Origin of the sequence: Providencia manganoxydans (assembly GCF_016618195.1) — a bacterium.
Classification (GTDB): Bacteria; Pseudomonadota; Gammaproteobacteria; order Enterobacterales; family Enterobacteriaceae; genus Providencia; species Providencia manganoxydans.
Genome location: NZ_CP067099.1, coordinates 474,778 through 500,353, shown reverse-complemented (window position 1 = coordinate 500,353; position 25,576 = coordinate 474,778). Strand labels below are relative to the sequence as shown.

Sequence of the window (25,576 nt, the reverse complement as noted above, 5' to 3'; positions counted from 1 at the left end):
TGAGCGCAGTTCAACAACGCGGCAACTAAAAGTATAACGAGTATAAAAAGCGTCACAAAACCGTCAACTCACTGTCATGTTGGATAACTAGCATGCTAACTAACCAATACGACTCCTCTATAGTGAGAGACAACATGAAAGCTATCGTACCTGCGGTTTTGATTTCGTTAACTACTTCAAGTCTTGCCTTAGCAGCAGATACCGATTTAACTTCACTGATCGATGCAGCGAAAAAAGAAGGTCAAGTATACAGCGTTGGCATGCCAGATACATGGGCTAACTGGAAAGGGACTTGGCAAGATCTTGAAAAAAACTATGGATTAAAGCATCAAGATACGGATATGAGCTCTGCTCAAGAAATTGCTAAGTTTGCCGCAGAAAAAAATAACGCAACAGCTGATATTGGCGATGTGGGAGCCTCATTTGGCCCAGTAGCTGTACTAAAAGGTGTAACTCAGCCCTATAAACCCACCACATGGTCACAAATTCCTGACTGGGCAAAAGATAAAGAAGGCCATTGGGCACTTGCTTATACCGGTACCATCGCTTTCATGATTAATAATGAATTAGTCAAAGATGCGCCCAAAAGTTGGGACGACTTACTCAAAGGAAAATATAAAGTGACCGTTGGTGATGTCGGTATTGCTGCTCAAGCTAATAATGCGGTATTAGCCGCAGCATTTGCACGCGGCGGTAATGAAAATAATCTACAACCGGCAATCGCATTTTTTGCTGAGTTAGCGAAACAAAAACGTCTTTCTGTTAATGACCCAACTGTGGCCAATATTGAAAAAGGCGAAGTTGAGGTTGGCATTCTTTGGGACTTCAACGCATTAAATTACCGCGATCAAATCAATCGTGACCGCTTTACTGTCATCATTCCTTCTGACGGTTCAGTCATTTCTGGTTACACCACCATTATTAATAAATATGCCAAAAACCCAAACGCGGCAAAATTGGCTCGTGAATTTATCTTTAGTGATAAGGGACAAATCAATTTAGCAGAAGGTTACGCACGCCCGATTCGAGCGGAACACCTAACGCTTCCTGAAGATATTAAAGCCAAACTACTACCTGATGAGCAATATAAAAATGTTCATCCAATTAAAGATGGCGATGGCTGGGAAAAATCCTCTCGCACGTTACCAAAAATGTGGCAACAACAGGTGCTAATCCACCAGCAATAATACATATTCAGGAATTTATTGTCTCATGTCTGATAAAGTCATACTTGTTGTTCTAGACGGCCTGAGCTATCAAGTAGCCCATCATTGCATGGGCTATCTTAATGGCCTTATCGAAGCTGATCGCGCAACATTATATAAAATGGAGTGCGAGCTTCCCTCCATGTCACGCCCATTGTATGAGTGTATCTTAACGGGTATTGCCCCCGTCAATAGCGGTATTGTTAATAATGAGATTGTTCGACTTTCTCACTTTGACAGTATTTTTTCGTTAGCACAAAAAGCAGGAAAGACCACGGCTGCCGCCGCCTACTACTGGGTTAGCGAGCTGTACAATCGATCTCCTTTCGTTGCTACGCGGGATCGTTTTACCAACGATAAGCAACTCGCCATTCAACACGGTTGCTTTTACCAAGCTGATCATTATCCAGATGACCACTTATTTATTGATGCTGAATACCTTCGTACTCAATATCTACCTGACTTTTTACTCATCCACCCGATGAATATTGATGATACAGGCCATAAATTTGGGCTGGATTCGTCACAATACCGTAATAGTGCACGTAAAGCAGATATTATTTTAGCTAATTACTTACCTTCATGGATTGAACAAGGCTATCAGATCATCATCACCAGTGATCATGGAATGAATAATGACCATAGTCACGGTGGTACCCTCCCTGAAGAACGTTCCGTTCCATTGTTTGTTATTGGCGAACGCTTTTCACACCAAGCAGCATGTCGTGTAGAACAAACTGCGCTTTGTGGAACCGTTTGTGCCCTGCTCGGTGTTGACTATGTAGATAAAAATATCTGTAACGAGCTATTGGCAGGAGACAAATAATGGCTGACATCAGTACTCGCTACCAGCAAGCAAGCCATCAACAAGGAAAAATAGCGATGTACAAAAAATATTTTTCACGTTTTCACTGGCAAGCTGCTCTGCTAACGCTACCTTTTCTGATCCTGTTCTGTTTATTCCAAATTGCTCCCATGATTTGGGTATTCGTGAATAGCTTTATCTATGAAGAGAGTTGGTCTTTTGCAAATTATCTTGAAATTTTTAGCAACGATTTTTATCTGCAAGCTTTTGAAAACACTATGTGGTTATCGATTATTTGTAGTGTGATTGGCCTGCTAATCTCTGCTGTGACTGCATTTTCAATTTATAAAATGCAGGGCAAAATTCGCAGCATGATGATCTCTTTCACGACCATGGCAAGTAACTTTAGTGGAGTCCCGTTAGCCTTTGCTTTTATTATTATTTTAGGATTTAACGGGGCAATTACCCTACAGCTTAAAGCATGGGGGATTATTGAAGATTTCAATATCTACAGCGCTAGTGGGCTCATGGTGTTGTATATCTACTTCCAAATTCCACTTGGGATTTTATTACTTTACCCCGCTTTTGATGCTTTAAAACCTGAATGGGAAGATGCCGCCAAAACCATGGGGGCGAGCAAGTTTTCTTATTGGTGCAAAGTAGGCATTCCTGTCATTGCACCTGCATTATTGGGAACATTTATTATTTTAGTTGCTAATGCGGTAGGTGCTTATGCAAGTACATATGCACTGACAAGTGGCAATTACAATCTTGTCACGATCCGTATAGCCAGCCTTGTTTCAGGTGATCTCTATTTAGAACCCAATATGGCAGCTGCATTATCGGTACTGCTGATCATGATCCTAGGGTTTATTACTGCCATTCATCATTGGCTGTTAAAACGGAGCTACCATGCCAAGTCATAGCATGACAACAAAAACAAGCCACAACTCAGGACTGTGGCTGCATAAATTAATTCTGATTAGTGTCGTCAGTGTGCTTGCGCTACCCATTGTTGCAACCTTTATTTATTCCATTGCAACACAATGGGGAGCAACCATACTGCCTGATGCTTTATCGCTAAAATGGTATCTACAGCTATGGCAAGATCCGCGATTTTTACTCGCCTTTGGCCGTTCATTGATTATTTGTTTTGGCACATTACTGATTAGCACCTTAGTCATTTTGCCGATGACCTTCGCGGTGTTCTATCGATTCCCAAAACTAAAAGGATTGATGGATTTATTGATCATCCTACCATTTGCTATTCCCCCTGTCGTTTCCTCCGTCGGGCTATTACAAATTTTTGCCGATGAGCCTTTTATGTTAGTGGGTACCCCGTGGATCCTAATTGGCACATACTTCACTATCACATTACCTTTTATGTACCGCGCACTGGCGAATAGCTTCCAAGGCATTAATTTACATGATTTGATGGATGCAGCACATTTACTAGGATCAAGTACTTTTAAAGCCTTTTTATTGATCATATTGCCGAATATCCGCAAAGGATTATTAGTCTCTTTGCTAATTTCATTTTCATTTTTAATGGGTGAGTTCGTATTTGCCAATATTTTAGTCGGCACCCGTTATGAAACATTACAAATTTACCTGTTTAACATGCGTCAAACCAGCGGCCACTTTACCTCTGCGTTAGTGATGTCCTATTTCCTATTTACTCTACTACTGACTTGGCTAGCGACTCGTATGAGTCGTTCTGGAGATGAATAATGAGTTATGTGATTGCTGAAAATTTAACTAAATCCTTCGGCCAAAACCAAGTGTTCTCAAATATCCAATTTACGATTGAAAAAGGTGAGTTCATCACTCTATTAGGACCAAGTGGCTGTGGAAAATCAACATTATTACGTTGCATTGCCGGCCTTGAACAACCTGATAACGGTGAACTGTATATCAACCGTAAAAACATTACCCAGCAAGCCGCTCAGCAACGTGGGGTTGGGATGGTTTTTCAAAGTTATGCCTTGTTCCCAAATATGACGGTTGAAGACAACATTGCCTTTGGTTTGAAAATGCGCAAAGTGGAGAATAGCGAGCGTAAAAAAGCCGTTGCCGAAGTGATCGATATGGTGGAATTACAAGGCAAAGAGCAACAATTTCCTCATCAACTTTCTGGCGGTCAGCGTCAGCGCGTAGCCTTAGCGCGTGCTTTAGTGATGAAACCTCAGATTTTGTTACTTGATGAACCCCTTTCTGCACTTGATGCACGTATTCGTAAACACTTACGCCAACAGATCCGTCACATTCAACGCGAACTCAAACTGACCACCATTTTTGTTACTCATGATCAGGATGAAGCCATGATCATGTCTGATCGCATCTTTTTAATGAATAAAGGGGCGATTATCCAAAGCGATACCGCCGAAAATATTTATACTCAGCCTGCAAGTGAATTTGTCGCCCGCTTTATGGGCAACTATAATCTTGTTGAAGCGGAAAAGGCTAACGCATTACTCGGCCTGAATTTGCAAGGCACACTCGCTATTCGCCCTGAATCCATTTATGTTAAAGAAGCGGGCCGTCACTATGGCGATCATATTTCACACCCTGTTGATGCCATCATTGTTGACCACCAACTATTAGGCAATATTATTCGTTATTCAGTGAATACCCAAGTGGGCAACATGACTGTCGATTTACTTAACCGTTCATCGGAGCGTTTATTTGAACCCGGTACACGACTCGAGTTAATGTTCAATAAAAATGAAATTCGTGCGCTCAGTTAGCCGAAATGGAAAGGAATACAATGCATAATAAATTGGCTATTTTTGATTTAGATGACACCTTAATCGAAGGAGATAGCAGCGTATTGTGGACACAATACTTATGGGACAAACAGGTGATCACCGACCCACGTTTTGTTGAGGCTGATAAACAGATGATGGCTCAATATAACGCGGGCACACTTGATATGACGACATACCTGCGGTTTAGCTTACAAGCGCTGTCAGGTATCACCACTCAAAAAATTGATTCATGGCTAGATGATTTTATCGATGAAGTGATCATCCCTCGAATGTACCCAGAGGGGATCCGCACTTTAGAACATTATCGGCAACAAGCGATCCCGATCATAGTGATCTCTGCAACTGTTTCATTTATTGTGAAGAAAGTCGCTCAACGCTTTGGTGCTGACGTGGCCATGGGGATTGATATTAAACAACAAAATGGTTGTTATACGACTGAAATAGAAGGTATTCCCACCTTCAAGCAAGGCAAAGTTAAACGGTTATTGCAATGGATCAGCCACCAGCCAATCACTGATGCTTATTGTTATTTTTACACCGACTCCGCCAATGATCTGCCAATGTGTCAATTTGCCGATGAAGTGTTTATTGTTAATGGCGATCAAAAGCTACAACAAGCCGCAGAAGAAAATAATTGGCGGCAGTATCGTTGGCACTTATAGCCTTATTTTTAGTTTGAATACACCATTATTTAAATATGATTTGTCTCTAGCCCATAGATATGTGATTTCCCCTAAATCACACATATGTCATTTCCCCTAAATCACACATATGTCATTTCCTCTAAATCACACATATGTCATTTCCTCTAAATCATTCATTCGAGAAAAAGGCGGCAAGTAAAGATATCCCAAGGAGCATACACAAGTATGTGACTTGGGTAGCTGAGCGCGGCCAACGCATTTATCGTATGAATGATGACGAGGAAAGACAAGTAAAGATATCCCAAGGAGTGCATACACAAGTATGTGACTTGGGTAGCTGAGCGCGGCCAACGCATTTATCGTATGAATGATGACGAGGAAAGACAAGTAAAGATATCCCAAGGAGTGCATACACAAGTATGTGACTTGGGTAGCTGAGCGCGGCCAACGCATTTATCGTATGAATGATGACGAGGAAAACGCTTGAGAATAATGGGGAGAACACTATACTGGGATCTCTTGTCGGAGTGCTCAGTGGTGTAAACCACGGGCTGAGACCGTTAATTCGGGATCCGCGGAACCTGATCGGGTTAATACCCGCGAAGGGAACAAGAGTAATCATTTAGCGTCTAATTTTGGTTGTTTCGCCGCTCACCTTTAGGTTGATGAAAAAACTAGCAATATGGCGAAACTAATAGTACCGCAAAATTAACGCACAACGTCTTACCATTACTCCATCCGACTCCAGACAAGCAACTTTCTTACGATAAACCAGAGCAATATGTTTGCTCGTGACAATGTCAGGAAATTGCTATGTCCCAAAATAATGTTATCCCTACAACTGATCTTTCGCCGAAAGCAGCACCTGCTCGCACCCGTAAACAACAACGCGATGCTGCTGAAGACTTCATCAACACCATTTCTGGTGTTTCATTTCCAAATTCACAACGTATCTACCTTACTGGCTCAAGAGATGATATTCAGGTTCCTATGCGTGAGATACAGCTCTCTCCAACCCTGATTGGCGGTGATAAAGATAACCCTATACTGGAAGACAATGAGCCAGTTCCTGTTTATGATACTTCAGGCCCTTACGGCGATCCCGCTTCAGACCTAAATGTTCATAAAGGGTTAACAAAAATTCGTGAAGGTTGGATACGCGAAAGAAATGATACCACCCAAGTCGACAGCCTAAGCTCTGACTTCACACAGCAACGTTTAGCCGACGCAGGACTCGACCATTTACGTTTTAATCATCGCCCACAGCCTTTAAAAGCACTCGCTGGTCACTGTGTGACTCAACTTCACTATGCACGCAAAGGCATTATCACGCCAGAAATGGAGTTTATTGCTATTCGTGAAAACATGGGTCGCGAGCGTATCCGTGGTGAAGTATTACTTCAGCAGCACCCAGGCCAAAGCTTTGGAGCCAATCTACCTGAAAATATTACGCCTGAATTTGTTCGCCAAGAAGTTGCTGCGGGTCGCGCTATCATTCCAGCCAATATTAATCATCCTGAATCAGAACCGATGATTATCGGCCGTAACTTTTTAGTCAAAGTTAACGCCAATATTGGAAACTCCTCAGTAACCTCTTCTATTGAAGAAGAAGTCGAAAAACTGATTTGGTCGACTCGCTGGGGTGCCGACACTGTAATGGATCTGTCCACTGGCCGTTATATCCATGAGACTCGTGAATGGATTTTACGCAACAGCCCTGTACCAATCGGTACCGTTCCTATCTATCAAGCGTTAGAAAAAGTCAATGGCGTTGCTGAAAACCTCACTTGGGAGATGTTCCGCGATACGCTACTTGAGCAAGCCGAGCAAGGTGTCGATTACTTCACCATTCATGCAGGTGTCCTACTTCGTTATGTGCCAATGACTGCGAAACGTCTCACCGGTATCGTCTCGCGTGGTGGGTCGATTATGGCGAAATGGTGCCTATCTCATCATCAAGAAAACTTTTTATATGAAAACTTCCGCGAAATTTGTGAAATCTGCGCCGCCTATGATGTTTCTTTGTCATTGGGCGATGGATTGCGCCCCGGCTCCATTCAAGATGCCAATGATGAAGCGCAATTTGCAGAATTACATACATTAGGTGAATTGACGAAAATTGCTTGGGAATATGATGTTCAAGTGATGATTGAAGGCCCGGGACATGTGCCAATGCAGATGATCCGTCGTAATATGACCGAAGAGCTTGAACATTGTCATGAAGCCCCGTTCTACACACTAGGCCCACTGACGACTGATATTGCACCTGGTTATGACCATTTCACTTCAGGGATTGGTGCTGCAATGATCGGTTGGTTTGGCTGTGCAATGCTGTGTTATGTCACACCCAAAGAGCATTTAGGCTTACCGAATAAAGAAGATGTTAAACAAGGGCTGATCACTTACAAAATCGCCGCTCATGCCGCTGATCTCGCCAAGGGGCATCCCGGCGCACAAATTCGTGATAATGCCATGTCTAAAGCACGTTTTGAGTTCCGTTGGGAAGACCAATTCAATCTTGCCTTAGATCCTGACACGGCACGTGCTTATCATGATGAAACCCTCCCGCAAGCTTCTGGTAAGGTGGCGCATTTTTGTTCCATGTGTGGACCTAAATTCTGCTCGATGAAAATCTCACAAGAAGTTCGTGATTATGCCGCGAAAAAAGAAGCGGGTATGGAGCAAATGTCTGAAGCATTTCGCTCTCATGGTAGCGAGTTGTACCACAGTGCAGAGGTTGTGACCGATGAAAAAATTGCCTAATACCCCTTTTCCACCAACAGAACGGTATCTCGGTTTGTACCCTGTTGTGGACTCTGTGGAATGGATTGAACGCCTGCTAAATGCAGGTGTTACTACAATTCAATTGCGTATTAAAGATAAACAAAATGATGAAGTACGTGATGCTATCCAACAAGCCATTGCACTAGGAAAACAACACAACGCACGCCTCTTTATCAATGATTATTGGCAATTGGCTGTTGAACTTGGTGCTTATGGTGTTCATCTCGGACAAGAAGATCTTGAAACAACCGATCTTGTGGCGATACACCAAGCGGGATTGCGTTTAGGTGTTTCAACTCATGATGAACACGAACTTGCCATCGCTAAATCAGTGCGCCCTTCTTATATCGCAATGGGGCATATTTTTCCTACTGAAACGAAGGTGATGCCATCATCCCCTCAAGGACTGGAAACCCTAAAATCGATGGTTGAGGCAACGCCTGATTATCCCACTGTGGCTATCGGTGGGATCTCTATCGATAAAGTACCAGCGGTACTCGCAACTGGGGTAGGTAGTGTTGCGTTGGTTAGTGCGATCACAAAAGCTGATGACTGGTTAGCGGCAACCAAAAGCTTGTTGCAACTCGTCGAAAATCATTGATTACCTGAATCAAACCGATCGTTTGTGCCTCAAGCCGATCGGTTAATTCAAGGAGCATATCATGTTAAATGATCAAGAATTTATGCGTTATAGCCGTCAATTATTACTCGAAGATGTTGGTCCTGAAGGGCAAGCTAAGCTCAAAGCAAGCAAAGTATTAATTGTTGGCCTCGGCGGTTTAGGTGCCCCTGCTTCACTTTATTTAACGGCGGCAGGTGTCGGTGAATTATGGCTCGCAGATCACGATGAGTTGCATATTTCTAATCTGCAACGGCAGATCCTGTATAGCACCGATGACATTCCACAATCAAAAGCAAAACTCGCTTCTGAGCGGCTTAAAAACTTAAACCCTTTAGTCAAAACACATGTGCTACAGCAGAAATTAGATGCGAAAACGTTACTGCCTTTAGTTGAGCAAGTCGATTTAGTGCTTGATTGCTGCGATAACATGGCCACTCGGCATGCGGTCAATGCAGCGTGTGTCCTTACCAATACGACATTAGTCAGTGGTAGCGCGGTGGGTTTTGGCGGTCAATTAATGGTACTTGAGCCACCATTCAATCACGGTTGTTATGCCTGTTTATATCCAGATCAAGAAGAGCCACAGCGGAATTGCCGTACTGCGGGTGTACTTGGTCCTGTCGTTGGTGTGATTGGTACATTACAGGCACTAGAAGCAATCAAATTACTGATTGGGTTACCTTCATCACTCAGCGGTAAGTTGCGATTATTTGATGGTAAAAACCAACAATGGAATACATTGCAGCTGACACCTTCAGTTGAATGTCCAGTCTGTCGAGAAGAAACATGCGCCTTATAATTAATGACCAACCGATGGAGTTTAGCGCTCCCTTAACAGTGACTCAGTTGTTAGCGGCTCTACAGCAAACTACTGCGGGTACAGCATTAGCCATCAATCAAGTCATCATTCCGCGTCATCAATGGGATTCGCATACCGTGAATGACCAAGACAATATTTTACTGTTCCAAGCTATTGCAGGGGGCTAAACATGTTAACAATTGCAGATGTCACTTTTCAATCACGCCTTTTTACAGGTACAGGTAAATTTGCCAACTCGACTCTGATGCAAGATGCTATTTCAGCATCAGGTAGTCAATTGGTCACGATGGCCATGAAACGTATCGATTTACGTGGCAGCAATGATGGCATTTTGCAGCCATTGCAAGAAATCGGCGTAAAGTTACTACCAAATACATCTGGCGCTAAAAATGCCCAAGAAGCCATTTTTGCTGCGAGATTAGCACGTGAAGCGCTGGGAACTCATTGGGTAAAACTGGAGATCCATCCTGATGTGAAATATTTGCTACCAGATCCAGTCGAAACACTGATTGCAGCGGAACAGCTGGTCAAAGAAGGATTCGTCGTTCTGCCTTATTGCAGTGCCGACCCTGTTCTTTGCCGTCGCCTAGAGGAAGTCGGTTGTGCGGCGGTCATGCCTCTTGGAGCGCCGATTGGTACTAACAAAGGGCTGGCAACCAAAGAAATGTTGCAAATCATTATTGAACAAGCAACGGTTCCTGTCGTCGTTGATGCCGGTATTGGTGCACCAAGCCATGCTCTCGAAGCGATTGAAATGGGGGCAGATGCTGTACTGGTTAATACTGCCATCGCGGTGGCTAAAAATCCTGTTCTCATGGCTCAAGCATTCAAATTAGCCCTAGAAGCCGCTGAGTTTGCGCGACTTGCAGGGCTAGCAGCCACAAAACAGCATGCCGAAGCCTCTAGCCCATTAACTGAGTTTTTGGGGGCATTACAATGAACAACAGTTTCCGTCAACGCTGGCAGCAGCTTGATTGGGATGATCTGACATTACGCATCAATGCGAAGACCACTCAAGATGTTCAAAATGCACTTGCTCGCGACACACTTATATTAGACGATTTTATGGCACTGTTATCACCAGCAGCGCGCCCATTTATTGAACCTATGGCTCAAAAAGCTCAGCGATTAACTCGCCAACGCTTTGGCAATACAGTGGGTTTCTATGTGCCATTATACCTATCCAACCTATGTGCTAATGATTGTACTTACTGCGGTTTTTCAATGAGTAACCGTATCAAACGTAAGACTCTCGATAAAACGGAAATCATCAATGAATGCGAAACCATCCGCAAAATTGGTTTTGATAGCTTGTTATTGGTCACTGGAGAGCATCAAACAAAAGTAGGCATGGATTATTTTCGCGAGCACTTACCTACGATACGCCGCTATTTCAGTTCATTAATGATGGAAGTACAACCACTTAGCACAGAGGAATACGCAGAACTGAAAACATTAGGGTTAGATGGCGTCATGGTTTACCAAGAAACTTACCATGAACCCGCCTATCAATTGCATCATCTTAAAGGTAAAAAACAGGACTTTCACTGGCGATTAGAAACCGCAGATCGCCTAGGCCAAGCCGGTATCGATAAAATTGGCCTCGGTGCTTTAATTGGATTATCAAACAATTGGCGTACTGACTGCTATATGGTGGCAGAACACCTTATTTATCTACAAAAACGTTATTGGCAAACCCGTTACTCGATTTCGTTTCCTCGATTACGTCCCTGCGCTGGTGGTATAGAGCCCGCCTCACTCATGAGCGAAACTGAATTAGTACAACTGATCTGTGCATTTCGTTTGCTAGCTCCGGATGTAGAACTATCGCTCTCAACACGTGAATCACCCTACTTTCGTGATCACGTTGTTCCCTTGGCTATCAATAACGTCAGTGCAGGATCAAAAACCCAGCCGGGAGGCTATGCAGATGACCACGCAGAGCTAGAACAGTTTTCTCCACACGATAACCGTAGTGCCGCTCAAGTCGCTCAATCACTGATCCGCGCGGGGCTACAACCCGTTTGGAAAGATTGGGATGGTTACTTAGGTCGTTAGCCTATCTTTACCTTATCGACATGTTGAGTGGTCATTTGGCGATAAGTAAATGAAAAATGCTGAAAACCAAATATGAGCACTACATTAGCCAGCTTCAAGGACGAAGCTGACTCTTCGAGTCACTATTAAACCGTTTATACGCCAAATAATTTAGAATATGCAGCTAGCACGAGAGAGAGTAATACCATTTGTATGAATTAACATAGCCACACTACGGTAATAAAAAAAACGGTAATTTGAAATACAACAATATATAGCTTATTATTAACCTTTCTTTATCATTTAAGTCAAATTTACACTGATTATTTTTAACTTATTTATTTAGATTTTATAAAATAATAGAAAAAGCAAAATACACATCGCGAACAATTCAAAAACACGTCAACAAAAAATAGGCATTCGTTATTAAATTCATTATAAACACCCAGCATTACCACAATAAATCAATATATTACAACAAATCATTATTATATTAATAAATATAAAAATAATTAGAATGATTCACTAACTTAGTGCCAGAATTAAGTCAAATCATAAGAGGATTTGTTTCAATAGCAATATATTAATTGAAAAATCAGGTAAACAGAAGGCCGGATATCTTAATTCATCGCATGAAAAATGTCCTCTATTAATTATCATTTTTCAATACTCGGTAGCATTTTGAAAAAAATTAATTAGCCTATTATTTGTCTCATCATTATTCATGATAAAAGAAAGATTGCGATAAAAATGGAAGCCTCTTTTTATCGCCGCAATCATAAAATAATACATTCATCATTATGATGTTGGAGAATGAAAATAATGAATATTGTTGATCGGTTTATTTCTTATACCCAAATTAATACCACCACCAATAGGGAAAACGGCGCGGCAGGTATCATGCCATCTTCAGAAGGCCAGCGCGTTTTAGCAAAGAAATTAGAGCAAGAATTAGAAGCTCTGGGGGTCGAAGACATTAAATTACGCGACACCGCCATTGTGACTGCAACCCTCCCTTCTAATCTTGACTACGATGTACCAACAGTCGCTTTCTTTGGCCATTTAGACACCAGTGCAGAACAAACTAACGATACAAAAGCGCAAATCTTACCTTACACAGGGGAAGATCTATGCTTAAACCAAGAACTCAATATTTATCTACGTAAAAGTGAGTTTCCCGAGTTAGCTGATTACTTAGGTGACGATATTATTGTGACCGATGGAACGAGTCTACTCGGTGCTGATGATAAAGCGGCCATCGCCTCTATCATGGACATGCTGCAATATTTCAAACAAAACCCAGACATTAAACACGGTACCATCAAAATTGGCTTTGTTCCTGATGAAGAACAAGGCTTACGTGGTGCAAAAGCCTTTGACGTACAAGAGTTTGGTGCTGACTTTGCTTATACCCTCGATTGTTGTGGTATTGGCGAATTAGTGTATGAAAACTGGAACGCAGGTGATGTTGAAATCGTTTTTACAGGTAAATCTGCTCATCCCATGTCAGCAAAAGGTAAATTAATCAATTCATTATTGATGGCACAAAAGTTTATAGCCATGTTACCTGGGGGAGAAGCACCTGAATATACTGAAGGTCGCGAAGGTTATTACTGGGTCAAACAGATGTCTGGTAATAGCGCACGGACGGTCTTAAAAATGGATGTGCGTGATTTCACAGAAGAAGGCTACCGTGCCCGCATGGCATTTTTGAAAAAATTGGCAAATCACTGTGAAGATTTATGGGGTAAAGAAAGCGTAACTTGTACGCTCGCCGATCGCTATTCAAACGTTTATAACAGTTTACAGGGTGAAAACCGTTACCCTATTGATATTGCGGTTGATGCTTATCAAGCCTGTGGTATTACACCTAAAGTGATCCCAATGCGTGGCGGCTATGACGGTGCAGCTCTGTCACAAAATGGTTTACCGTGCCCAAATATCTTTACTGGTGCACATAACTTCCACTCAATCTATGAATATTTACCCGTTAAATCACTCTATGCTGCCAGTGATGTACTAAAACAGGTAGTCCAGATCACCGCTGAACGCTTCAAACCAGGAGCTAAAGCATGATCCCAATTCTAACGGTTCTCATTATCGTTGTTTTGGTCGCGCGCTTTATCCTTAAAGGTTACAAAGCTGAACCTGTGTTATTTATTGCGGGTTTAGTATTGATGATCTTTACTTTAGCGCTCGGCTGGGGGCCTGTTCTCCCCAAGAATGTAGCATCCACAGGCCTAACATGGCTTGATCCATTTGAAGTTATGCGTGATCTGTTTAGTAGCCGCGCAGCAGATCTTGGATTAATGATCATGGCACTAATGGGTTTTGCCCATTATATGGATCACATCGGTGCTAATGAGGCCGTTGTGCGAGTGGCAACTAAGCCGCTGAAAAATATGCGTTCTCCATATGTACTGCTATTTTTCTCCTTTCTGCTTGCAAGTATCCTACAACTGGCCATTCCGTCAGCAACAGGCTTAGCCGTACTATTGATGGGAACCATGTTTCCAATCATGATTGGGCTTGGCTTATCGCCTGCATCTGCTGCGGGGGTGATTGCAACGTCATTAGGTGTGGCCTATACGCCAACAGCGATTGATGCGATCCGTGGTGCAAAAGCCGTTGATATGTCTGTCGTTGAATATGTGCTGTATTATCAAGGTCCCGCAGCGCTTGCAACTGTTTTAGCTGTCGGTATCACGCATATTTTCTGGCAACGCCACTGTGACCGCAAGGCTGGCTTCATTCCTGAAATCGGTAAAGCAGTACTATCTCATGAAAAAGAAGATAGTAAAAAAAGCATTCCAGGGTATTACGCTATCTTACCTATGCTACCGATCATCATGGCCGTTGGCTCTTCAAACCTGTTTTTTGAAGGGATCCATCTTGATGTGGTGACTATTGTACTGATTGCGATGGCAATTTGTATGCTGCTCGAAACACTACGTCTTCGCGACTTCAAATCAGTGTGTAATGGCTTCCAACACTTTTTAAATGGTATGGGTCATGCCTTTAGTAACGTAGTTGGCTTACTTGTTGCTGCTGGGGTGTTTGCACATGGTATCAAAGTCAGTGGTGCGATTGACCAATTGATTTTGATGGCTGAATCTGTTGGCTTACCACCATTTGCAATGGCGCTGGTATTTGCATTAGTCACCTTAGCTGCGGCAATCATCATGGGATCAGGTAATGCACCTTTCTTGGCCTTTGTGGAATTGATCCCACAGATCGCACATAGCATGGGAGCAAATCCAATTGCAATGATCTTACCAATGCAACAGGCTTCCCATATGGGCCGTGGTATGTCACCCGTTGCAGGGGTCATTATTGCCGTATCAAGTGGGGCTAAACTGCAACCATTTGATGTCGTCAAGCGAACCGCTGTACCACTCATGGTTGGATTCGTGATCCACTGCGCAATTATCGGTCTATTTTACTGATCATAGTTCTATTGAAAAATATCAGAGGGGGAAATACTTCCCCCTTTTTCTATTTATTTGAATTTAACGTTTACCGTACTGATCTAGATAATTACGACTCTCTTTTCCGCAACAAGAATCAATTGTACGATTGATTATGTCCGACATTTTATTCACAGCTGCAATGATATTTGGCAGTTGTTCACACACAGAATTGCAATCTACAGAGTCTTTATGCGGTAAAACTGGTGGTGTCAGGCTATCACACAGTACTTCTTCCAGTACTAACACAAAATTGGCGATACCTGTCGTGTAAATATATGCACGCCCATCGGTTTCTTTTGCCAAACGTTCATATTCCCTTGTCACATTGTCTCTATCCGCAAGGGTGGGAAAACGATCAAGGTTTGTTGGGCTATCATCTGGCGTCCCTTGATAAGTATAAACCTTAACCCCTGCTTCTTGAGCCACAGATATTGCCTCATTGTTTTTCGCTATCGCAGCGCGAGTCAAAATTCCACCACCTCCCTCCATTCCCTCATCACCTAAAACAAAAATTGCTCTACGTGCATCATCACGCCAATCAAAGTGTTTGCTAATATCAATAACAGCTCGGCAAAGATCTTCTTTATTTCCAGCATGATCTCGTCCATCTGATTCTCTAAACGGCAGCCTAGCCTGTAGATCACGTTCATTAACCCCCAACTTGATCAGATACTCACTTGCTGATTGATCAAACTTTGTACCAGCCCATGTCCCTTCAATACCTAAAAATGTCGCACGTAAACGAGATGGGCAATTTGCTGATGCTTTTTCAATTGCGGCATCAATTTGCTTACTAAGGTCGCTTGCCTCATCAGACATTGAGCCGCTCGTATCAATAACAACGACTAAATCTAATGCGATTGCACCATTTCCAGTCACTAATTGAGCTGTTTGACTTCCCTTCATCGTAGTTGATAAATAAGCAGCGGCAGCAGAAGGCATATCAGAAATAAAAGAATTAACCTTATTGTCACTACTATCTATATTTTTATTCATAACGATGCTCCTTTGAATTTTATAGTTTCAAATATATTGAATTAAAATATTATGATGATGTATTTCTGAATGAAGTTACATAATCCCTCAATTGCTAGTTGAGGATGAGCATTATTAATTTATTCTCGCAAACAATCACTCCACAATTAATAGAATGCGTTTTCAAAATTTAACAAAATATTGTTAATTTAATTGTGAAATATAAAAACAGAATTATTATCGGCAATGTTTTTATATATATAATTTTTAAATTCATAGATTTACCACTAAAATAAATCCAAAGAAACAAAATAACCCGTTTGAGCCGTACATCCTATTAATGTTAATCATTTCTCAGGCTCTGCCTTTGACAATTTATCTAGTTTCTTATGGCAGCCCTCAAAATAGACAATAAAATCTTTATTATTAATAGGTTATGCAGAAAAAAGATTTATTCCCACTAAAATTTAATAGTCGGACTAAAATATTATTACAACCGTTTTTAAATATACGAATAAAACTTAATTTTTAAAACACAATGAGAGTCATTCCTCTTTATAGCGTATTTTCCTAATTTAACACTTATTAAAGTTTCAAAAAATGAATAACTACTAGCATGATGGCAAATTTTAATGATAACACTGAATATTAATATTCCAGTGTGAGATTATGCGTTATGTTATTCAAATAGTCATTCTTTTAATTTTAATATTTATTCCTTAATTTATAAGGCCACTTTCCATATATATAACAGAAAAATAAAAAGCTAAAATAAATAACTCAGTATAAAATTCACCTGCATAAATTAAGATTACCACTACCGAGAGATTATTAATGGGTTATCTAATGATATTTACTACCATCGGTTAGGATGATTATTGAAAATAAGTTTTAAACATAAAAAAACCGGTGCATTTTATTGCACCGGTTCTATTATTGCGCTCTAATCAGACTAACGAGTCTTAATTATTATCGCTGCTGAAACCTGCATTTAACAGTTCAGCTAAGTTAGCCGTTGCTTCATCTGCGCTAACTTGTGGAGCTTCCACAACATCATTCAGATGACGACGACGAATACGATCTTGGTGATACGCAAAACCAGTACCCGCTGGGATCAGACGACCAACAATAACGTTTTCTTTCAGACCGCGAAGTTCATCACGTTTACCTGCAACCGCAGCTTCTGTCAGTACGCGTGTTGTTTCTTGGAACGATGCTGCTGAGATAAAGGATTCTGTTGCCAGAGATGCCTTCGTAATACCCAACAGGTCGCGATCGAATTTAGCAGAAATCTTACCTTCAGATTCCAGTTTACGATTCGATACTTTAACACGTGAATATTCTACCTGCTCACCTTCGAGGAATTCAGAGCTTCCTGCATCCGCGATAGTGACTTTACGTAGCATCTGACGGACGATAACTTCAATGTGCTTATCGTTAATCTTAACGCCTTGTAAACGGTAAACTTCCTGAACCTCGTTAGTGATATAACGTGTTACTGCATGTACACCACGCAGACGCAGAATATCATGTGGAGATTCTGGACCATCAGAAACTACATCACCACGTTCAACGATCTCACCTTCAAACACGTTGAGCTGACGCCATTTAGGGATCATCTCTTCGTACGGATCGCTACCATCTAGTGGGGTAATAACCAAACGACGTTTGCCTTTGGTTTCTTTACCGAACGAGATAATACCGCTGATCTCAGCCAGAATTGCTGGCTCTTTCGGACGACGTGCTTCAAACAAGTCAGCTACGCGTGGCAGACCACCCGTGATATCTTTAGTACCCACAGATTCTTGTGGAATACGTGCTAAAGTATCACCCGCGTTGATCGCGATGCCATCATCTAACTGAACAATTGCTTTACCCGGTAAGAAGTATTGGGTTGGCATATCAGTGTTAGGAATAAGAACATCGTTACCATTTGCATCAACAACACGTAATGCAGGACGCAAGTCTTTACCACCACTTGTACGCTCAGCAGTATCCAATACAACAATTGATGACAGACCGGTTAATTCATCAGTCTGACGGGTCATTGTTTGACCATCAATCATGTCAGAGAAACGGATAATACCGGATACTTCACTGACAACTGGCATTGTATGTGGATCCCAGTTAGCAACGGTTTCACCGCCTGCAACTGCCGCACCATCACCTTTAGTTAGATGCGCACCGTAAGGTACTTTATAGCTTTCTTTCGTACGACCGAACTCATCGATCAGACGCAATTCAGTATTACGTGAAGTAATAACTAGTTTGCCTTCTGAATTAGTTACGTACTTCGCATTGAACAGCTTCAGTGTACCTGAGTTACGAACTTGAATGCTAGATTCAGCCGCCGCTCGAGATGCCGCACCACCGATGTGGAACGTACGCATCGTCAACTGTGTACCCGGCTCACCGATTGACTGTGCTGCGATAACCCCGATAGCTTCACCTTTGTTGATGATATGACCACGAGCAAGGTCACGACCATAACAGTGAGCACATACACCGAAGTCAGTTTCACAGCTAACGACTGAACGGACTTTAACGCTGTCAACAGAGTTCTCTTCTAACAGGTCACACCATTTTTCGTGTAGCAGTGTATTACGTGGAACTAGGATGTCAGCAGTACCTGGGATCAGGATATCTTCTGCTGTTACACGACCCAATACACGCTCACGCAGTGGTTCTTTAACGTCGCCACCCTCGATAACCGGAGTCATCAGGATACCTTCGTGAGTACCACAGTCATCTTCAGTCACTACCAAGTCTTGTGCAACGTCAACTAAACGACGAGTCAAGTAACCGGAGTTCGCTGTTTTCAATGCGGTATCCGCAAGACCTTTACGAGCACCATGCGTAGAAATAAAGTACTGAAGAACGTTCAGACCTTCACGGAAGTTTGCCGTGATTGGTGTTTCGATGATTGAGCCATCTGGCTTAGCCATCAGACCACGCATACCCGCTAGCTGACGGATCTGCGCAGCAGAACCACGAGCACCGGAGTCGGCCATCATAAAGATACTGTTGAAAGAAACCTGTTGCTCTTCTTCACCGTCACGGTTAATCACCGTTTCAGTAGACAGGTTTTCCATCATCGCTTTAGCAACACGTTCGTTTGCCGCTGCCCAGATATCAATAACTTTGTTATAACGTTCACCAGCTGTTACCAGACCAGACTGGAACTGCTCCTGAATTTCTGCAACTTCTGCTTCGGCTTCTGCGATGATCCCTGCTTTTTTCTCAGGAATAACCATATCGTCGATACCAACCGATGCACCAGAACGTGCCGCGTAGGCAAAACCGGTATACATGATTTGGTCAGCAAAAATAACAGTCGGTTTCAGACCCAGTACACGGTAACAAGTGTTCAGCATTTTAGAGATCGCTTTCTTACCTAACGCTTGGTTAACCAGCGAATAAGGTAGACCTTTTGGTACGATCATCCATAAAATTGCACGACCAACAGTAGTATCAACTAAACTAGTGTTAATCGTAATGTTACCTTCACCGTCTTTCACTTCTTCAGTGATACGGACTTTAACACGGGCATGCAGTGATGCATGACCTGAACGGTAAACACGCTCAGCTTCTTTAGGGCCGGCCAAAACCATGCCTTCGCCTTTCGCGTTTACACAGTCACGAGTCATGTAGTAAAGACCCAATACAACGTCCTGTGAAGGAACGATGATAGGCTCACCACTTGCTGGTGACAGAATGTTGTTGGTTGACATCATCAACGCACGTGCTTCTAACTGAGCTTCCAGAGTTAGAGGAACGTGTACCGCCATTTGGTCACCATCGAAGTCGGCGTTATATGCCGCACAAACCAATGGGTGCAATTGGATAGCTTTACCTTCGATCAAAATTGGCTCGAACGCTTGGATACCCAGACGGTGAAGTGTTGGTGCACGGTTCAGCATAACTGGGTGCTCACGGATAACTTCATCCAAGATATCCCAAACAACCGCTTCTTCGCGCTCAACCATTTTTTTCGCTGCTTTGATGGTTGTTGCCAGACCACGTAGTTCTAGCTTGCCATAGATAAATGGTTTGAACAGTTCAAGAGCCATTTTCTTCGGCAGACCACATTGGTGCAGACGCAGGTATGGACCTACTGTGATAACCGAACGACCAGAGTAGTCAACACGCTTACCAAGCAAGTTCTGACGGAAACGACCTTGTTTACCTTTGATCATATCAGCCAAAGATTTCAGAGGGCGTTTGTTAGAACCTGTAATCGCACGACCACGACGACCATTATCTAACAGTGCATCAACCGCTTCTTGCAACATACGTTTTTCGTTACGTACGATGATGTCTGGCGCAGCCAGATCCAGAAGACGCTTCAGACGGTTATTACGGTTAATTACGCGGCGATACAGATCGTTCAGATCTGATGTCGCGAAACGACCACCATCCAGTGGAACTAATGGACGTAGATCAGGTGGTAAAACTGGCAGAACGTTTAAGATCATCCACTCTGGTTTGTTACCAGACTGAATAAACGCTTCTAGCAATTTAATACGCTTAGTCAGCTTCTTACGCTTCGTTTCAGAGTTAGTTTCATTTAACTCTTCACGCAGTGTTTCACACTCGTTTTCAAGATCGAGGTTTTTCAGCAGACCTTGGATTGCTTCCGCACCCATTTTCGCGTCAAATTCATCACCGAACTCTTCCAACGCATCTAAGTATTGCTCTTCTGTCAGAATCTGTGCGCGTTCAAGGCTAGTCATACCGCCTTCAACAACCACATATGATTCAAAGTACAGAACACGTTCGATATCGCGCAAAGGCATATCTAACAGCAAACCGATACGGGATGGCAGTGATTTTAAGAACCAGATATGTGCAGTCGGAGAAGCAAGTTCGATATGACCCATGCGCTCACGACGGACTTTAGTCTGAGTGACTTCAACGCCACACTTCTCACAAATCACACCACGGTGTTTTAAACGTTTGTACTTACCGCACAGACATTCGTAGTCTTTTACTGGCCCGAAAATACGCGCACAGAAAAGGCCGTCACGCTCAGGTTTGAACGTACGGTAGTTAATGGTTTCTGGCTTTTTCACTTCACCGAATGACCATGAACGGATCATATCAGGTGATGCCAGAGCAATTTTGATCGCATCAAACTCTTCGGTCTTGGTTTGCGCTTTCAGAAACTTAATTAAGTCTTTCACAAAATGGCTCCTGTCGGAGTTAGACCTGTCAGGTGAGTGGCCCCTGCCGCTCTCCCCTAATCCCAGTACTTATTACTGGCCGGAAGGCAAAATTCGCCTTCCGGTACAAACGAATTACTCGTCTTCCAGTTCGATGTTGATACCCAGTGAACGGATCTCTTTCAACAATACGTTGAAGGATTCCGGCATACCTGGTTCCATCTGATGGCTACCATCGACGATGTTTTTATACATCTTCGTACGGCCGTTAACGTCATCCGACTTAACAGTCAACATTTCTTGGAGCGTATAGGCTGCACCGTATGCTTCCAGTGCCCACACTTCCATCTCCCCGAAACGCTGTCCACCGAACTGCGCTTTACCACCCAGCGGCTGCTGAGTAACCAAGCTATAAGAACCTGTAGAACGGGCGTGCATCTTATCGTCAACCAAGTGGTTCAGTTTCAGCATGTACATGTAACCAACAGTTACTTGACGCTCAAACTTCTCACCAGTACGACCATCGAACAATGTAATCTGACCTGAAGTTGGCAGACCACCCAGTTTCAACAGTTCTTTAATTTCAAACTCTTTCGCACCATCGAACACTGGTGTTGCAATTGGCATACCTTTTTTCAGGTTCTCAGCCAGACGCATAACTTCATCGTCAGAGAAAGTATTTAAATCGACTTTCTGACGTGGGTCATCACCAAGATCGTAGGCTTTCTGGATAAACTCACGCAGTTTAGCAACTTCTTGCTGCTGTTTAAGCATAGCATTGATTTTGTCACCAATACCTTTCGCTGCCATACCCAAGTGGGTTTCCAGAATCTGACCGATGTTCATACGTGATGGTACGCCCAGCGGGTTCAGAACGATGTCTACAGGGTTACCGTTTTCATCGTAAGGCATGTCTTCAACTGGGTTGATTTTTGAGATAACACCTTTGTTACCATGGCGACCCGCCATTTTATCACCCGGTTGGATCTGACGTTTAACAGCCAGATAAACCTTAACAATTTTCAGTACGCCTGGAGCCAGATCATCACCTTGGGTGATCTTACGACGTTTCGCATCGAGTTTTTTCTCGAACTCAGATTTCAGTTCGTCGTACTGTTCAGCTAATTGCTCTAACTGGTTCTGTTTCTCTTCATCAGCCAGAGACAGCTCTAACCAACGATCGCGAGGCAGTTTATCCAGTTTTTCAGCTTCAATTCCGCCGTTAACCAATACAGAACGAATACGTGCAAACAGACCTGCTTCGAAGATACGTAGCTCTTCAGTTAAGTCTTTTTTCGCTTCACGTAACTGAGTTTCTTCGATTTCAAGCGCACGTTTGTCTTTCTCTACGCCATCACGAGTAAATACCTGTACATCGATAACTGTACCGGAAACACCGTTAGGAACACGTAAAGAAGAGTCTTTAACGTCAGACGCTTTTTCACCGAAGATTGCGCGCAGCAGTTTCTCTTCTGGAGTCAGTTGAGTTTCACCTTTAGGTGTCACTTTACCAACTAGGATATCGCCGCCTTTAACTTCAGCACCGATATACACAATACCAGACTCATCGAGTTTAGAGAGTGCAGCTTCACCGACGTTTGGAATGTCAGCAGTAATTTCTTCAGGCCCTAATTTGGTGTCACGAGACACGCAAGAGAGTTCCTGAATATGGATCGTTGTGAAACGGTCTTCTTGAACAACACGCTCAGAAACAAGGATGGAGTCTTCGAAGTTATAACCATTCCATGGCATAAATGCCACGCGCATGTTTTGGCCAAGTGCCAATTCACCAAGGTCAGTTGAAGGACCATCAGCTAACACGTCACCACGTTCGATTGGTTCACCTAACGATACACAAGGCATCTGATTAATACAGGTGTTCTGGTTAGAACGGGTATATTTAGTCAGGTTATAAATGTCGATTCCAGCTTCGCCTGGATACATCTCGTCTTCGTTAACTTTGATAACGATACGTGACGCATCAACGTACTGAACTGAACCACCGCGTCTTGCAACCGCAGTTACACCGGAGTCAACCGCTACTGCACGTTCCATACCTGTACCGACTAATGGTTTGTCAGCACGTAAAGTAGGAACCGCTTGACGTTGCATGTTCGCACCCATCAATGCACGGTTAGCATCATCGTGTTCAAGGAATGGGATCAGTGACGCACCAACAGAAACCACCTGTTGAGTCGAAACGTCCATATATTCAACCTGATCGCGGCTGAATAAGCTTGATTCACCATGGTTACGACAAGTAATCAGTTCTTCAACGAAACCACCATCTTCATCTAATACGGTGTTTGCCTGTGCAATGATGAAGTTACCTTCTTCAATTGCAGACAGATAGTGAATTTCGTCAGTAACGATACCATCACGAACTAAACGGTAAGGGGTTTCAAGGAAACCATACTCGTTGGTCTGTGCATAAACAGACAATGAGTTGATCAGACCGATGTTCGGACCTTCAGGCGTTTCGATTGGACATACACGACCGTAGTGAGTTGGGTGAACGTCACGTACTTCAAAGCCCGCGCGCTCACGAGTCAGACCACCAGGGCCTAACGCAGAGATACGGCGTTTATGCGTGATTTCAGACAGTGGGTTGTTCTGGTCCATAAATTGAGACAACTGGCTGGAACCAAAGAACTCTTTCACTGCCGCAGAAATTGGCTTCGCGTTGATCATATCTTGTGGCATCAGTGCATCAAGGTCGCCCAGAGAAAGACGCTCTTTCACTGCACGCTCAACACGGACCAGACCTACACGGAACTGGTTCTCTGCCATTTCACCAACAGAACGAATACGACGGTTACCTAAGTGGTCGATATCATCGACTTCGCCTTTACCGTTACGGATATCAATGAGCTTACGCATCACATCAATGATGTCTTCTTCACTCAGGATACCTGAACCTTCGATTTCATCACGGCCCAGTGAACGGTTGAACTTCATGCGACCTACCGCAGACAAGTCGTAACGGTCTTCAGAGAAGAACAGGTTATCGAACAAGTTTTCAGCAGCTTCACGAGTTGGTGGCTCACCAGGGCGCATCATGCGGTAGATTTCTACCAATGCACTCAGGCGGTCATTCGTTGGGTCGACACGAACGGTTTCAGAGATATAAGCACCGTGGTCTAGGTCGTTAGTAAACAATGTTTCAATTGTTTTATGACCAGACTGGCTCAGGCGTGCCAACATATCTAATGAAAGTTCCATGTTTGCTGCACAAATCAGCTCACCGGTGCTTTCATCAATGTAATCTCTTGCGACCACTTTACCGGCGATGTATTCAACAGGCACTTCAATGCTGTTGACTTCTTCTTTCTCCAGTAAACGGATGTGACGAGCAGTGATACGACGGCCTTTTTCTACATAGACTTTGCCGTTTGCTTCGATATCAAACGAAGCCGTTTCACCACGTAGACGCTCAGGAACTAGCGTCATCATCAGTTTGTTGTCACGGATTTGGAAAACAGTTTTTTCGAAGAACAGGTTTAAGATGTCTTCAGTGCTGTAATCCATTGCACGCAGAATAATGGTCGCTGGTAATTTACGGCGACGGTCAATACGTACAAACAGGTTATCTTTCGGATCGAATTCGAAATCAAGCCATGAACCACGGTAAGGGATAATACGCGCGTTATACAGGACTTTACCTGATGAGTGTGTTTTACCTTTGTCGCTGTCGAAGAACACACCTGGGCTACGGTGTAACTGAGAAACGATAACACGCTCAGTACCGTTAATAACGAAAGTACCGTTTTCGGTCATGAGTGGAATTTCACCCATGTAGACTTCTTGTTCTTTGATGTCTTTTACGGTGCCTTCAGGTGCTTCACGCTCATAAACAATGAGGCGTAACTTAACACGCAATGGCGCAGAGTACGTGACACCACGGATTTGACATTCTTTAACGTCAAAAACAGGCTCACCTAGGCGGTAGCTGACATATTGCAGTTCAGCATTGCCGCTGTAGCTCTGAATAGGAAACACAGAACGGAATGCTGCTTCCAGCCCGTTCTGACCATCAGGATCTTGCTCGATAAACTTCTGGAACGAGTCAAGTTGGATAGAAAGGAGATAAGGTACATCCAACACTTGTGGACGTTTACCAAAATCCTTACGAATACGTTTTTTCTCGGTATAGGAGTAAACCATAGGGTTCCTCAGCTCGCTGATCAGTGACCCACTCTGTCCGTCCATAAGGACAGCATCGCTAACGCTATTTTTTGAAATGGAAAATGAACACTTTCCGTAATACTCATTGCTATTACTCTT

The 25,576-nt window shown here is 43.1% G+C and carries 17 protein-coding genes and 1 riboswitch; of the genes, 14 read left to right on the top strand and 3 right to left on the bottom strand.

The window, feature by feature from the left end:
* Positions 1 to 134 precede the first annotated feature (134 nt).
* From JI723_RS02175 to dcuC, 14 genes are all read left to right on the top strand, one after another.
* The gene (locus JI723_RS02175) at positions 135 to 1,187 is read left to right on the top strand and encodes an ABC transporter substrate-binding protein (RefSeq protein ID WP_070928515.1); all 1,053 of its coding nucleotides are present in this window, start codon (positions 135 to 137) and stop codon (positions 1,185 to 1,187) included.
* Positions 1,188 to 1,212: 25 nt separating this feature from the next.
* Positions 1,213 to 2,031: an alkaline phosphatase family protein gene (locus JI723_RS02170; RefSeq protein WP_272581324.1), complete on the top strand. Its 819-nt coding sequence runs from the start codon at positions 1,213 to 1,215 to the stop codon at positions 2,029 to 2,031.
* Between the two features lie 56 nt (positions 2,032 to 2,087).
* Entirely contained in the window at positions 2,088 to 2,936 is an 849-nt protein-coding gene (locus tag JI723_RS02165; protein ID WP_233445789.1) for an ABC transporter permease, read from the top strand.
* Positions 2,923 to 3,741 (top strand): ABC transporter permease, encoded by an 819-nt coding sequence (locus JI723_RS02160; RefSeq protein WP_272581325.1) that lies wholly within the window; start codon positions 2,923 to 2,925, stop codon positions 3,739 to 3,741. The genes JI723_RS02165 and JI723_RS02160 overlap by 14 nt, the downstream gene beginning before the upstream one ends.
* Positions 3,741 to 4,757, top strand: coding sequence for an ABC transporter ATP-binding protein (locus tag JI723_RS02155; RefSeq protein ID WP_070928508.1), 1,017 nt, complete (start codon positions 3,741 to 3,743; stop codon positions 4,755 to 4,757). The genes JI723_RS02160 and JI723_RS02155 overlap by 1 nt, the downstream gene beginning before the upstream one ends.
* Before the next feature lie 20 nt (positions 4,758 to 4,777).
* On the top strand, positions 4,778 to 5,440 hold the full coding sequence (locus JI723_RS02150) for an HAD family hydrolase (RefSeq protein WP_319069149.1): 663 nt from the start codon (positions 4,778 to 4,780) through the stop codon (positions 5,438 to 5,440).
* A gap of 495 nt (positions 5,441 to 5,935) precedes the next feature.
* Positions 5,936 to 6,047, top strand: a riboswitch (TPP riboswitch).
* 188 nt (positions 6,048 to 6,235) lie between these two features.
* Positions 6,236 to 8,185, top strand: a complete 1,950-nt coding sequence (thiC, locus tag JI723_RS02145) for a phosphomethylpyrimidine synthase ThiC (RefSeq protein WP_140187700.1) — start codon at positions 6,236 to 6,238, stop codon at positions 8,183 to 8,185.
* Complete coding sequence (thiE, locus tag JI723_RS02140) at positions 8,169 to 8,807, top strand: thiamine phosphate synthase (RefSeq protein WP_070928506.1); 639 nt, start codon at positions 8,169 to 8,171, stop codon at positions 8,805 to 8,807. The genes thiC and thiE overlap by 17 nt, the downstream gene beginning before the upstream one ends.
* A gap of 61 nt (positions 8,808 to 8,868) precedes the next feature.
* The gene (locus tag JI723_RS02135) at positions 8,869 to 9,627 is read left to right on the top strand and encodes a HesA/MoeB/ThiF family protein (RefSeq protein WP_140182946.1); all 759 of its coding nucleotides are present in this window, start codon (positions 8,869 to 8,871) and stop codon (positions 9,625 to 9,627) included.
* The gene (gene thiS / locus JI723_RS02130) at positions 9,615 to 9,815 is read left to right on the top strand and encodes a sulfur carrier protein ThiS (RefSeq protein WP_070928502.1); all 201 of its coding nucleotides are present in this window, start codon (positions 9,615 to 9,617) and stop codon (positions 9,813 to 9,815) included. Before JI723_RS02135 ends, thiS begins: the two co-directional genes overlap by 13 nt.
* A gap of 2 nt (positions 9,816 to 9,817) precedes the next feature.
* Entirely contained in the window at positions 9,818 to 10,588 is a 771-nt protein-coding gene (locus JI723_RS02125) for a thiazole synthase (RefSeq protein ID WP_070928501.1), read from the top strand.
* Complete coding sequence (gene thiH / locus JI723_RS02120) at positions 10,585 to 11,706, top strand: 2-iminoacetate synthase ThiH (RefSeq protein ID WP_272581326.1); 1,122 nt, start codon at positions 10,585 to 10,587, stop codon at positions 11,704 to 11,706. Before JI723_RS02125 ends, thiH begins: the two co-directional genes overlap by 4 nt.
* A gap of 801 nt (positions 11,707 to 12,507) precedes the next feature.
* Entirely contained in the window at positions 12,508 to 13,761 is a 1,254-nt protein-coding gene (gene pepT, locus JI723_RS02115) for a peptidase T (RefSeq protein WP_272581327.1), read from the top strand.
* Positions 13,758 to 15,131: a C4-dicarboxylate transporter DcuC gene (gene dcuC, locus JI723_RS02110; protein ID WP_070928493.1), complete on the top strand. Its 1,374-nt coding sequence runs from the start codon at positions 13,758 to 13,760 to the stop codon at positions 15,129 to 15,131. Before pepT ends, dcuC begins: the two co-directional genes overlap by 4 nt.
* Positions 15,132 to 15,194: 63 nt before the next feature.
* On the opposite strand, the gene JI723_RS02105 is transcribed toward dcuC, so the two are convergent.
* From JI723_RS02105 to rpoB, 3 genes are all read right to left on the bottom strand, one after another.
* The gene (locus JI723_RS02105; RefSeq protein WP_272581328.1) at positions 15,195 to 16,097 is read right to left on the bottom strand and encodes a VWA domain-containing protein; all 903 of its coding nucleotides are present in this window, start codon (positions 16,095 to 16,097) and stop codon (positions 15,195 to 15,197) included.
* A gap of 995 nt (positions 16,098 to 17,092) precedes the next feature.
* Entirely contained in the window at positions 17,093 to 21,313 is a 4,221-nt protein-coding gene (rpoC, locus tag JI723_RS02100; RefSeq protein ID WP_140182942.1) for a DNA-directed RNA polymerase subunit beta', read from the bottom strand.
* A 114-nt stretch (positions 21,314 to 21,427) separates the two neighbouring features.
* A complete protein-coding gene (gene rpoB, locus JI723_RS02095) occupies positions 21,428 to 25,456 on the bottom strand; it encodes a DNA-directed RNA polymerase subunit beta (RefSeq protein ID WP_070928492.1) in 4,029 nt (1,342 codons plus the stop codon).
* Positions 25,457 to 25,576 lie beyond the last annotated feature (120 nt).